Source organism: Granulosicoccus antarcticus IMCC3135 (assembly GCF_002215215.1).
In the GTDB taxonomy this organism is placed as follows: Bacteria; Pseudomonadota; Gammaproteobacteria; order Granulosicoccales; family Granulosicoccaceae; genus Granulosicoccus; species Granulosicoccus antarcticus.
Window position 1 is genome coordinate 2,304,065 of record NZ_CP018632.1, and the last position, 12,365, is coordinate 2,316,429.

The 12,365-nt window shown below is 51.7% G+C and carries 10 protein-coding genes; 9 read left to right on the forward strand and 1 reads right to left on the reverse strand.

What is annotated here, in order from left to right:
- The first annotated feature begins 30 nt into the window (after nt 1–30).
- The 7 genes from metK (at nt 31) to IMCC3135_RS10060 (ending at nt 7,577) form a co-directional block, all read left to right on the forward strand.
- Nucleotides 31–1,200, forward strand: coding sequence for a methionine adenosyltransferase (metK, locus tag IMCC3135_RS10030; RefSeq protein WP_088921784.1), 1,170 nt, complete (start codon nt 31–33; stop codon nt 1,198–1,200).
- 44 nt (nt 1,201–1,244) lie between these two features.
- Complete coding sequence (gene ahcY, locus IMCC3135_RS10035) at nt 1,245–2,555, forward strand: adenosylhomocysteinase (protein WP_088917477.1); 1,311 nt, start codon at nt 1,245–1,247, stop codon at nt 2,553–2,555.
- A gap of 297 nt (nt 2,556–2,852) precedes the next feature.
- On the forward strand, nt 2,853–3,854 hold the full coding sequence (locus IMCC3135_RS10040; protein ID WP_088917478.1) for an ABC transporter substrate-binding protein: 1,002 nt from the start codon (nt 2,853–2,855) through the stop codon (nt 3,852–3,854).
- Between the two features lie 71 nt (nt 3,855–3,925).
- On the forward strand, nt 3,926–4,816 hold the full coding sequence (locus IMCC3135_RS10045) for an ABC transporter permease (RefSeq protein ID WP_088917479.1): 891 nt from the start codon (nt 3,926–3,928) through the stop codon (nt 4,814–4,816).
- On the forward strand, nt 4,806–5,894 hold the full coding sequence (locus IMCC3135_RS10050) for a quaternary amine ABC transporter ATP-binding protein (RefSeq protein WP_088917480.1): 1,089 nt from the start codon (nt 4,806–4,808) through the stop codon (nt 5,892–5,894). The genes IMCC3135_RS10045 and IMCC3135_RS10050 overlap by 11 nt, the downstream gene beginning before the upstream one ends.
- Nucleotides 5,872–6,651 (forward strand): glycosyltransferase, encoded by a 780-nt coding sequence (locus IMCC3135_RS10055; protein ID WP_088917481.1) that lies wholly within the window; start codon nt 5,872–5,874, stop codon nt 6,649–6,651. Before IMCC3135_RS10050 ends, IMCC3135_RS10055 begins: the two co-directional genes overlap by 23 nt.
- A gap of 89 nt (nt 6,652–6,740) precedes the next feature.
- The gene (locus IMCC3135_RS10060) at nt 6,741–7,577 is read left to right on the forward strand and encodes a DUF2189 domain-containing protein (RefSeq protein ID WP_088917482.1); all 837 of its coding nucleotides are present in this window, start codon (nt 6,741–6,743) and stop codon (nt 7,575–7,577) included.
- Nucleotides 7,578–7,633: 56 nt separating this feature from the next.
- Here the strand turns inward: IMCC3135_RS10060 and IMCC3135_RS10065 are convergent, their stop codons facing one another.
- Nucleotides 7,634–9,010 carry a BNR repeat-containing protein gene (locus IMCC3135_RS10065; protein ID WP_157735899.1) on the reverse strand — a complete coding sequence of 459 codons (1,377 nt, stop codon included), beginning with the start codon at nt 9,008–9,010 and terminating at the stop codon, nt 7,634–7,636.
- A 183-nt stretch (nt 9,011–9,193) separates the two neighbouring features.
- Here IMCC3135_RS10065 and IMCC3135_RS10070 point away from each other — a divergent pair, with 183 nt between their 5' ends.
- Together IMCC3135_RS10070 and IMCC3135_RS10075 are read left to right on the forward strand one after the other, a co-directional pair.
- On the forward strand, nt 9,194–11,401 hold the full coding sequence (locus IMCC3135_RS10070) for an esterase-like activity of phytase family protein (protein ID WP_169727436.1): 2,208 nt from the start codon (nt 9,194–9,196) through the stop codon (nt 11,399–11,401).
- Between the two features lie 530 nt (nt 11,402–11,931).
- On the forward strand, nt 11,932–12,321 hold the full coding sequence (locus IMCC3135_RS10075; RefSeq protein WP_088917484.1) for a hypothetical protein: 390 nt from the start codon (nt 11,932–11,934) through the stop codon (nt 12,319–12,321).
- Nucleotides 12,322–12,365 lie beyond the last annotated feature (44 nt).

A 12,365-nucleotide genomic window follows, 5' to 3' on the forward strand; every position in this document is an offset into this window, starting at 1 on the left:
AACCGATCCAACCTTATTGAGGCCTGTGCAATGGCGCAAGACTATATCTTTACTTCCGAGTCAGTATCCGAAGGTCATCCGGACAAGATGGCTGATCAGATATCTGATGCCGTGCTGGATGCCATCCTCAAGCAGGACAAGGGTGCGCGAGTAGCCTGTGAGACGCTGGTAAAGACCGGTCTGGTTATCATCGCCGGAGAAATTTCAACCAGCGCCTATGTCGATCTGGAAGCTCTGGTCAGGAAAACGGTTACCGATATCGGTTATGACCGTTCGGCCGTTGGTTTTGACGGTGAGACCTGTGCTGTACTGAATGGTATCGGCAAGCAATCTCCTGATATTGCTGGAGGTGTTGATCGCAAGACCGCCGAAGAGCAGGGCGCTGGTGATCAGGGCCTGATGTTTGGTTATGCCAATAATGAAACCGATGTGCTGATGCCTGCACCCGTAACCTACGCGCATCGCCTGGTCGAACAACAATCAAAGGTACGTCGCGACGGTACATTGTCCTGGTTGCGTCCGGATGCCAAGAGTCAGGTAACTTTGCGTTATCAGAACGGTAAGCCCGTGGGTATCGATGCGCTGGTTCTCTCGACTCAACATGATCCGGATGTCTCTCTGGCGGATCTTCGTGAGGCGGTGATGGAGCATATATTGAAGCCGGTGCTGCCTGCCGACTGGTTGGACAATTGTCCCAAGGACAAGATCCATATCAATCCGACTGGCATTTTCGTGATTGGTGGTCCTGTCGGCGATTGTGGTCTGACCGGGCGCAAGATCATCGTTGATACCTACGGTGGTATGGCTCGTCACGGCGGTGGTGCATTTTCTGGTAAAGATCCTTCCAAGGTCGACCGCTCTGCCGCCTATGCCGGTCGCTATGTTGCCAAGAACATTGTTGCAGCAGGCCTTGCTGACAAGTGTGAGATCCAGGTGTCCTATGCCATTGGCGTTGCCGAACCGACCTCCATCAGCATTGAAACATTTGGTACTGGCAAGATTGACGATCGACGTATCGAAGACATCGTCAAAGATATTTTCGACCTGCGCCCTTACGGCATCGTGACCATGCTGGACCTGATTCGTCCCATCTATCAACAGACTGCGGCCTACGGTCATTTCGGTCGTGAACTCCCGGATTTTACCTGGGAAAAAACAGATCGTGCCGACGCCTTGCGCCAGGCCGCTGGACTGGCCTGAGTCACAGGTCAGCCTCTTATAAACATTTTTCGAGATACCCAATAATGAATGCATCTGTACAAGACGTAAGCGGTGACTATAAAGTCGCCGATATCAGCCTCGCAGACTACGGTCGCAAGGAAATCAGGATGGCTGAGCATGAAATGCCGGGCCTGATGGCGCTGCGCGAAGAATATGCCGGCAAGCAGCCATTGGCTGGTGCCCGCATCGCAGGTTGCCTGCATATGACTATCCAGACAGCGGTTTTGATTGAAACCCTGACGGCTCTGGGTGCTGAAGTTCGCTGGTCTTCGTGCAACATCTTCTCGACTCAGGATCACGCCGCTGCTGCAATTGCTGCTTCAGGTGTACCCGTATTTGCCTGGAAGGGTGAGAACGACGAAGAATTTGATTGGTGTATCCACCAGACGATCAAAGGACCCAACGGCTGGGTGCCAAACCTGATTCTTGATGACGGTGGCGATCTGACGGTCATGATGCACAACGATTACCCAGAACTGCTGGCTGATGTCAAAGGACTGTCTGAAGAGACCACGACGGGTGTACACCGTTTGGTTGAAATGGCAAAGAAAGGTCTGTTGAAAGTTCCAGCCATCAATGTCAACGATTCTGTGACCAAGTCCAAATTCGACAACCTGTATGGCTGTCGTGAGTCACTGCTTGATGGTATCAAGCGCGCTACCGACGTCATGATCGCAGGCAAGATTGCCCTCGTGGTTGGTTACGGCGATGTGGGCAAGGGCTGTGCGCAGGCGTTCCGTGGTATGGGTGCCACTGTCTGGGTAACCGAAGTTGATCCTATCTGTGCCTTGCAGGCTGCGATGGAAGGCTACCGTGTTGTTGTCATGGACGATGTAGCTGACTTGATCGACATTGTTGTGACTTGCACCGGAAACGTGAACGTTGTCACGCACGAGCACATGAAGCGCATGAAGAACGAAGCTATCGTGTGCAACATTGGCCACTTTGACAATGAAATTGATGTTGCTGGTCTGCGTCAATATACGTGGGAAAACATCAAACCTCAGGTCGATCAGGTGATCTTCCCTGACGGTAAGCGCATCACCTTGCTGGCTGAAGGACGACTGGTCAATCTGGGTTGTGCAACAGGTCACCCCAGTTTTGTCATGTCCGCTTCTTTCACCAATCAGGTGCTGGCGCAGATAGAACTATGGGAGCGAAGTGCTGACTATTCCATCGATGTGCATGTACTGCCAAAGGCTCTCGACGAGAAGGTTGCACGACTGCACTTGCAAAAGATTGGTGCCAAGCTGACGACCTTGTCGAACGAGCAAAGCGATTACCTTGGGCTAGAGACAAGCGGACCTTACAAGCCGGATCATTACCGCTACTAGTCGAACATCTTGGCTGGTGACTCCTCGACTCGTCGAGGAATACTAGTGAAATGTGCTTTATCCAAAGCCGACCCGTGAAACAGTCAATACGACTGTTACACGGGTCGGCTTTTTACATTTTGTCTGACTCAGAGGTCATATGGCGCATTCTGGTATGATTATGTTCTGAAGACGACACTTATTCCTGCAGAGTTGATGTTTGTTCACTGCACTAAAGAGCTTGCGGCATGTATCGTAAGCCCCTGATCGTCGATATATCCAAAAATACATTTCATCCGAGTAGTAACGAGGAAAAATATGTTGAGAACACGATATCTGGCAAGTGCGGTAGTTGCCGCAGGTCTGATGGCAGGACAAAACGCGAATGCTGCAGAAGAATGCGGTGACGTCACCATTGCCAGCATGAACTGGGCATCTGCCGAGTTGGTTGCTGCCATTGACAAAACTATTCTGAGTGAAGGTTACGGCTGCAATGCTGAACTCATCGCCGGTGACACCATGCCGACATTCACCTCCATGAATGAGAAGGGCGAGCCGGATCTGGCTCCTGAGTTGTGGGTTAATGCGGTACGAGAACCCCTCGACGCAGCCGTTGCAGAAGGCAAGTTGATTATCGCTGCAGAGGTTCTTTCTGATGGTGGTGAAGAAGGCTGGTGGATACCTAAATTCGTAGCCGATGCTCATCCTGAGATCAAGACACCGGCTGACGCACTGGCACGTCCTGACCTGTTCCCGGCGCCTGAAGATGAATCCATCGGTGCAGTTCACAACTGCCCGGCTGGCTGGAACTGTCAGATAACCACTGGCAATCTCTTCCGTGCTTATGGCGCTGAAGATAAAGGCTTCGAACTGGTTGATACTGGCTCTTCTGCGGGACTGGATGGCTCCATTGCCAAAGCCAATGAGCGTGAAGAAGGCTGGTTGGGCTACTACTGGTCACCGACTGCCATTCTTGGCCGTTATGACATGGTCAAGCTCGATATGGGTGAGCACGACAAGGAGGAGTGGGATACCTGTACGGCTGTTCTGGATTGCGAAGCTCCGAAGGTCAATGGCTGGGCCAAGAGTGAAGTGTTCAGTGTTGTGACTAAAGAGTTTGCCGAGAAAGCGGGTGTTGCGATGGAATATGTAGGTACTCGCAGCTGGGATAATGCGACTGTCAACACGCTGTTGGCCTGGATGGTTGACAATCAAGCCACTGGTGAAGAGGCTGCACAGTATTTCCTTGAAAATCACGAAGAAATCTGGAGCGCCTGGGTTTCTGAAGAAGCCATGGGTAAGATCAAAGCATCTCTGTGATTTTCTGATTTTTAAATAGCAGAAAGGCGGCTAAGGTCGCCTTTCTCATTTCTACTGCTGAGGAACTACCTGTGGACTGGTTTACCGAATTTCCTGCAATGGACAAGACCGCACTGCGTGCGTTGAAAAAAAGCATCGATGGCGGCTTTCGCGCCTGGACTCGTGAGCATGGCGAAACGGTCGAAGCTTTTTTTGAGCCCATCAAGCAGATGCTGATCTGGTCTGAAAAATTTCTATTGAATACACCGTGGCCGTTCATTCTGTGTGGCATTGTGGCCATCGCCTGGTTTGCCAGTCGCAGCTGGAAAATCACGCTGATGACGTTCATGACCATGGTCCTGATCGGTTATTTTGATATGTGGGACAACACCATGCGCACCATCTCCATCATGCTGGTGTCCACCTTTGTCTCGATAGTGCTTGGTATACCCATCGGTATTGCCATGTCCAAATCGGACAAACTACAAGCCATGGTCACCCCGGTGCTTGACGTGATGCAAACCATGCCGGGGTTTGTCTATCTGATTCCCGTTGTCATGCTGTTGGGCATTGGCAAGGTGCCAGGATTACTCGCTGTTGTCATCTACGCAATTCCGCCCATTATCCGATTGACCAATCTGGGTATTCGAATGGTGGACAAGGAAGTGCTGGAGGCGGCAGATGCGTTCGGTTCATCTGCCTGGCAGAGGTTGAAGAACGTACAGATACCGCTGGCCATGCCGACCATCATGGCCGGTATCAACCAGACAATCATGATGGCGCTGGCACTGGTGGTCATTGCATCCATGATCGGTGTCAAAGGCTTGGGACAGCCGGTATTGCAGGCGATCGCCAATCAGTACTTCACGCTGGGTATGTTCAACGGTTTGGCAATAGTCGGTGTGGCTATCATTTTTGATCGTGTCAGTCAGGCTTACGGTAAGCGTCTGCAGTCTCATTCCGAGGTGGTCCATGGGAACTAAAACATCGGCGTCGGATACAGTGAAAGATTCAGGTGTAGAGATTCGCGGGCTTTACAAGATCTTCGGTAAGCAGCCCGGCAAGTACATGGATGCTGTCAAGGAGGGCATGTCCAAGCAGGAGTTGCAGGAAAAACACGGGCATGTACTCGGCTTGAAGGACATCAATCTGTCCATGGAAGCCGGTTCCATACAGGTAGTGATGGGTCTGTCGGGTTCGGGTAAATCCACCCTGATTCGTCACATCAATCGTCTGATAGATCCTACTGTCGGCGAGGTGATTGTCGGTGGACAGGATGTTTGCCAGATGAATACGAAAGCACTGCGTGATTTTCGGCGTCATCAAACAGCCATGGTGTTCCAGAAGTTCGCCTTGTTGCCACATCGCACGGTGATCAATAACGTGGTGTATGGGTTGGAAGTGCAGGGAGTGCCACGTAAAAAGCAGGAAACCGAGGCACGACGCTGGATCGATCGGGTCGGTCTGTCCGGGTTTGAGGATAATTTCCCCAACCAGTTGTCAGGTGGCATGCAGCAGCGTGTTGGTCTGGCACGGGCGCTGGCCAACGATGCACCACTACTGTTGATGGACGAGGCTTTCTCGGCACTGGATCCGCTGATAAGAATGGACATGCAATCGGTTCTGCTGGATCTGCAGAGTGAGCTTCGCAAGACCATCGTTTTCATTACCCATGATGTGGATGAGGCGTTACGGCTCGGTGATCGCATCGCCATCTTGCGTGACGGTGAAGTTATTCAAGAGGGTACGGGTCAGGATATCGTTCTTGAACCTGCTGATGAGTACATACAGAACTTCGTCAAGGATGTGAATCGAGGGCGAGTTATTCTGACTGAAAGCGTAATGAGTGCAGGCGCTCATCAGGATGCAGTCGGAGAGGTCAATGCATCGGATCATCTTGAAACGGCGGCGCGCAGTATTTCGGATTCGGATGCTCTGGCGGTCAATGTAGTTGACGATGATGGCAAGGTGGTCGGGCATCTGGATCTGGATACTACCGTTGCGGCCATCGTGAAGCAGGAATCACGACATACCACTGATGACGGTGAATACTCGGCATGAGATTGTGCAATTCTCTCTGATAATCCCTGCCTGGAACGAGGCTGATTTCATCGCGCAAACGCTGGAATCAGTCACGTCCGTCCTGGCAGAGCTGGAGAGACACAGTGCCCATCGAGGAGAGCTGATTGTTGTTGACAACAACTCCACGGATGCCACTGCACAGATAGCAGAATCATATGGTGCAAAGGTTGTGTTTGAACCCGTTAATCAGATTGCCCGTGCACGTAACTGCGGGGCGCAAGCTGCCTGCGGTGAGGTGCTGATTTTCCTGGATGCAGATACCCGGTGTAGCGAAAGACTGTTGAACCATGTGCTTGATCGACTACAGACGGGCACCGTGGTTGGAGGCGGGTCGACCATCGCTCCGGATAAACCGATATCGACGGCTGCCATGCGCGGTATGAGTGCCTGGAATGCCATATCCCGGACTGCCAATCTGGCCGCAGGGTGTTTTATATTCTGTACAAGAGAGGCTTTCGAGGCCATTGGCGGCTTCAGCGACAAGGTCTACGCAGGTGAAGAGATCTTTCTGTCGCGAGCTCTGAAACGTTGGGGGCGGGCACGGGCGATGCGTTTTGAAATCATGACTATCGAGCCGGTGGTAACCTCCGTGCGCAAACTCGAATGGTACAGCCCGATGCAACTGGCCTTGCAAACCCTGCTGGTTCTGATCCCTGGCGCACTTTTTTCAAAACGGCTTTGCAGTACCTGGTATGACAAGCGCAAGCATGGTCGTCGCTCAGGCCCCAAGCACTGAAAGAGTACACGTAAGGCCATTGTTCTAAACTATCAGGTGCAGGGTTGATAATTCTCAACAGCGGAGCAGTGCATTCTCGATAAAGTCCAATGAGCTTGCTCGCCAGAGAATTCGGAATGGTTACCCACGAATACGTAAAAAAAACGTCTGAAGCTCGAACCCCGGTATCTTCGCAAGAGTCTGGTCTGCAAAAAGGCAGCGCGATGTCGGTCAACAGGGTTCGTACGCTGGCTGCGAGCGAATGGCTTGTACAGGCGGCGATGGATATTCATGCCAGTCGTTACCAGAGTTTGTTGTACGGACTGTTTTTCGTCTTGATGGGCTTGGGTATTGATAGCGCTCACGAAGGTAACGCCGCATTCGCCATAGGGCTGAGTGCCGCGTTCATGTTTACAGGGCCATTTCTGTCAATCGGCTTGTATGAGTTATCCCGACAGATACAAGAGGGTGAAAAACTTGATCTGTGGTTGTCTATGTTCAGCTGGTGCAAAAATCCGGCAGCGGTCGGGCGTTTCGCTTTCTATCTGAGTGTGGTCATGGTTGCCTGGTTGTGGCTATCGACAGTCTTGATGGCAGCATTGCACCAACCCTCGGGTATGCTGTTCGCCGCTTTCTTGCTGAGCTTGTGGGCGGCACTGGCAATAGTTGTGTTCATGGCCAGTGTGGTTGCGATACCGATGATGCTGGATCGGCCAGTGAGTGCCGCGCAGGCTGTTCGATTCAGTCTCAGGTGTTGCCGGCTCAATGCCTGGGCTCTATGCCTCTGGGCATCTATCGTGGCCTGCGGTGTCGGTTTGTCACTGGCTCTGGGCTATTGGCCGCTTCTGTTGGTGGGTCCCTTGCTGGGTCATGCAACCTGGCATGCTTATCGAGATATGCTGGGTTGCCAGTACGCGGACATGCCGACAGACTCCGGAAAGGCATGATAGTTTTTTTGACGTCATGAATGACTAATGGTCGCTCGAGTGCCCGATATCGAAGCTTACTCTACCTCTGGCAAGCTGACTTCCAGAACCTGAACGTTACTCGGAGGTCGATCTGTATCGACGCCTTCGCCATCTATTTGTCCTACGGCTTGCACATAGAGGTGCAATCGGGATTGTTGTCTCCAGAGTTCAGTATCGTAGGAGGGTTCCCATCGGTCCACCGATTGATCAGTCAAAACAGTGTATTGCCACGTAGCACCGGTGGTGAGATTGCTACTGGCCATGATGGCGCGATCATCGTATTCTGAATCTCGATAGATGATGTGGAGTCGGTGGACGCCGTTTCGTGAATCAGAAATAATCTGCGGTCTGCTGATGGGTAGGCTTTTGGAACCGCCCCCGGATAGCGAAAAATCCATTTGCCTGTTACTGACTGTTTCACTGGTCCATTCAAGGGGTTCTCCACCCGAGCTTGTCTTGCTGATTGGATAGATGACATGGACTTGAGTGAACGCTGTGAGACTTTCACGGTAATAGGTCGCGATATAGGGTGTGCCATTGCTATCTGCTGTTATCGATGTCTGGTTGATCAGATTGCTGCCCTGACTAATGAGCCAGATTGGATCGACTGTCTGCTGTGTCATTGGAAGCGAGTAGTTGTTCCCGGTGGCGCTTTGCCAGCTAATGCCACCGTTGCCAGATCGGGCATAGTGCATGTCGTGATTGGTGGCAACATCGCCGGTTTCGCGCCAGACCCACGACAGGTGAATGGTGCTGTCTGAGCCGATATGAATTTGCCAATAGGCATTGCGTTGCCCTTCACCATCGAGCAGGTTGCTCTGAATGCGCTTCCACTGCATCAAGGCATGATCGTACTGGTTGATAATAAGTCGACCGTTGCCAGAACTGCCATCTCGGTAAGCAAACAGAATGTCCCCAGAGGGCAAGCGATGAAATTCGGGATAGGTGACTGCCATCTCGTCCGTGCCGACCATGGCCATCATGGGGCCCAATTGCAGACTCTCTGGAGCCAGCGAGCGTGCATAACGCAGAGTGTCAACATGATGATCCCAAGCCATGTGCACATAGCCAGTTCCATCGATCATGATACTGATACCGTTATGCGCATCGGTCGCTCTGCCGAAGTAGCCGGTTGCGGCCACCTCCCAGTCATCTGTGCCTAGGGGCCGCTTGCCCAGCATGACTTCGCTGTCATCTGAGTAGAAAGCGATGTATTGCTGCTGTTGATACGTTGCAAGGGAATTTTTGCGGAAGATGGTCGCATTGACACTGTTCTGCGCCCATCCCTGAGCAACATAACTCAGGTGATGATCGTATGGGTTATTTCCCGAGAGCTCAGTGTTGTTATCGCAGGCTGACAGGCTTGTTGCGACAAGCCAGGCTAGAAAGAGCACTGAACAGAATCTGCTCACTCGATATCCTGCCGTATACGGCCTCTGTAAAGTTCTCATCCGCAGTGGTGTGGATCATGGAAATACTATCTTAATTTCCGAGTTGCAAATTCCGATCCCGTTTCATTGTCATTCTGCTGTCATTCGCACGCGTTCTACTTGAGGTTTCTATTTCAAGCCTCGCTTTAAAACGGATTCGTGCCCATGCCTCCCACTCCTACTCGAACGCGCCTGTCAGTCATGATAGGTGGGATACTTCTGGCAACGTCAGTCTCGCCAGTGATAGCCGCCGACTACTTCGGGCGCATTGCCAGTTTTCCGGTTGCTGCTAATCTGCCCGTAGATGTTGCCCCTGATACTGAAACCTCCGCTGAAATCATCAGCGCCTCTGATGATGGCATGACGCTGATCTACAGTGACAGTCCCTTGGGAGGTATCGGTTTCATCGACATTACTGATCCGACTCTACCCGCGGCGGCAGGCTTTGTGTCTCTGGATGGTGAGCCTACCTCTGTGGTCGTTGCCGGATCCTATGCTCTGGTAGGGGTAAACACCTCTAGCAGTTACGCAGAGCCTGCCGGAAAACTGGTCATGGTTGAGATCTCCTCCCAGTCGGTAGTGGCTGAATGCGAGCTGGGTGGACAGCCCGATTCAGTAGCCTTGTCATCCGACAAGTCTCTGGTGGCCGTTGCGATCGAGAACGAACGTGATGAAGAGCTGAACGATGGAGCTTTGCCGCAATTGCCAGCAGGTTTTGTGAGTGTGCTGAGTCTGGGCGATAAGGGATCGATGGATTGTGCGGGGTTGAAGCGTATCGAGCTGACCGGTCTTGATATGGTTGGCAGTGATGACCCTGAGCCCGAATTCGTAGACTTCAATGAGAACAACGAATTGGTTGTCACATTGCAGGAGAATAATCATCTGGCAGTCATTGATGCGAACACCGGCAAGCTGTTGAACGACTTTACTGCCGGTACGGTCGATCTGATCAATGTCGACGTTGCGGAAGAAGGGGCGCTGACATTTTCTGGTCAGCAACTGGGGCGTGTTCGAGAGCCGGACGCGGTCAAATGGCTGGATGACGAGCGTTTTGTAACCGCCAACGAAGGTGATTATCAGGGTGGTTCAAGAGGCTTCAGTATTTTCGACAAGCACGGAGCGATGTTGTACGACAGCGGCCTTGATCTGGAATATCGTATTGCGCAGGCAGGTCACTATCCGGAAAATCGCAGTGGCAACAAGGGGGTGGAGCCTGAAGGGTTGGAAGTGGCAAGCTTCAATGGTGAAACCTATCTGTTCGTACTGGCCGAGCGTGCCGGTATGGTGGCTGTCTACAAGGATACGGGTGCCGAGCCTGAATTTATCCAGCTGTTACCCGCAGGTGTTGCACCAGAAGGTGTCATAGCCATTCCTTCCCGATCCCTGCTCGCTGTGGCCAATGAAGCGGATCTGGTTGCTGATGGCGGGGTGCGCTCACAGGTCATGCTCTATGCTCAGGATCAGAACGTGGCGAGTTATCCCACTATTGAGTCGGGAAGAATCGATGGTAAGCCGGTTGCCTGGGGTGCCTTGTCGGGGCTGGCTGCAGATCCTGTGGTACCTGGTCTGCTCTACGCGGTTAATGACAGCTTCTATGGTATGCAGCCGCAACTGCTGACTATCGATGCAAGCACTCAGCCCGCACGCATTACCCAGGCGACGACGATCACACGCAATGGCAGTGCTGCGCAATCACTTGACCTGGAAGGCGTTGCCAGTGATGGGCAGGGTGGCTTTTGGCTGGCCTCGGAAGGTCGTACGGAGCGTCTGATTCCGCATGCTGTTTTGCATGTGAATGCGCAGGGGCAGATCCAGAAGCAGATATCTTTTCCTCCTGAATTGCTGGCGGTAGAAAAACGGTTTGGCAGTGAAGGAATCACGCAAATTGGCGATACCTTGTGGATTGCCATTCAGCGCAGCTGGAGTGATGACCCAGAAGGTATGACGAAACTGTTGGCCTATGATCTGAAGAATGAGACGTGGGGAGCCGTTCACTATCCGCTTGAAAGTGCTGATGAGGGTTGGGTTGGGTTGTCCGAAATAACAACCTATGGCGATGCTGTCTATATCGTGGAACGGGATAATCAGATTGCGCAGGACGCTCGTATCAAGCGCTTGTACCGAGTCGCACTCGATGAGCTGAAGCCGGCGGCATTAGGCTCGCAGTTGCCGGTGGTTGAAAAGTGGTTGGTGCATGACTTTGTTCCGGACCTGCAGGCATTTAATGGCTATGTGCTGGATAAGATCGAGGGTTTCACTATTGATGCGGCAGGTGCGGCCTACGCGGTGACTGATAACGATGGTGTGGATGGCAGTAATGGTGAGACGCTGTTTTTCAACGTCTCGCTGGATGATAGGGTCAGCGTGGAATAGCTCCTCAGCGAGCACCGGTTTCAATCAAAAATGGCTGGTGCTCGTATCTGAATTGCTCTGGAATCACCGTAATGTCGGGTTTTTGACTTTAATGCATCGCAATGCAAGTCTGACAGTCGAAATATGCAATGCTGAATTGTTAAAATTCGTTAACTCGATCCCTTTTAAATCAATAATAATTTTGTGCTTTCAGGCAATTCATCTTTCGCATTTTGTCTCTAATTCATTGATTTCATAGATATGCACCAAAATGAATCGCAGAAAATGCGACCGCACCATCAAAAACGGCTAATACAACTCGATTGCCCATGCGAAAGGCGGTTTAGCACTGTGCCAAAGGGCTGATGATCTAACGGTTATCTTGTTTATGCCGCAATGCAATAGAAGTAATGAACGAATTCGACTGTTGTATCTGTGCCTGATGACGACATAATACTCATCGAAAGGGGTTATTGATGAATCACGTAACCTCATTCGCTAATTCAGTTGGCAGGGTGTTTCCTGTCAACACAATGATCAGGAAATGAATCATGAGTATTTTCAACAGTATTAAAGAAGCCTTTATCCGCGCCTCTGTCCACAACGGTAAAGTACGTGCCCGCCAAGAACTGATAAACATGAGCGACCGTCAGTTGGAAGACTTCGGTTTCTCAAAAGAACTGTTGCTTGAAGGTGTAAAAGCATGGCCATGGCGCGCTGATACTGGATCAGAAACTACGGTCAGTGCTGTTGTTGTAAACGCTTCTGCCAAGCCAGTGCAAGATCAACGCATTATCAGTCAGGCTATCAACGAACTGAGTTCTTACACAGATCGTGAGTTGGCAGAACTGGGTGTTACTCGTAACGGTATCGAAGAAGCTGTGCGCTACGGTCGTCCTGCAGTAGAAGGCGTGTTCGAATCACACAAGCACGCAGCTTGAATGTGGGAGCGGCATGAGGCGGCTTGACGCCGCCTTGTGTTCGA

Coding starts and splice junctions, on each gene's coding strand:
- metK (WP_088921784.1), top strand. CDS start 31: ATGGCGCAAGACTATATCTTTACTTCCGAGTCAGTATCCGAAGGTCAT.
- ahcY (WP_088917477.1), top strand. CDS start 1,245: ATGAATGCATCTGTACAAGACGTAAGCGGTGACTATAAAGTCGCCGAT.
- IMCC3135_RS10040 (WP_088917478.1), top strand. CDS start 2,853: ATGTTGAGAACACGATATCTGGCAAGTGCGGTAGTTGCCGCAGGTCTG.
- IMCC3135_RS10050 (WP_088917480.1), top strand. CDS start 4,806: ATGGGAACTAAAACATCGGCGTCGGATACAGTGAAAGATTCAGGTGTA.
- IMCC3135_RS10055 (WP_088917481.1), top strand. CDS start 5,872: ATGACGGTGAATACTCGGCATGAGATTGTGCAATTCTCTCTGATAATC.
- IMCC3135_RS10060 (WP_088917482.1), top strand. CDS start 6,741: ATGAGCTTGCTCGCCAGAGAATTCGGAATGGTTACCCACGAATACGTA.
- IMCC3135_RS10070 (WP_169727436.1), top strand. CDS start 9,194: ATGCCTCCCACTCCTACTCGAACGCGCCTGTCAGTCATGATAGGTGGG.
- IMCC3135_RS10075 (WP_088917484.1), top strand. CDS start 11,932: ATGAGTATTTTCAACAGTATTAAAGAAGCCTTTATCCGCGCCTCTGTC.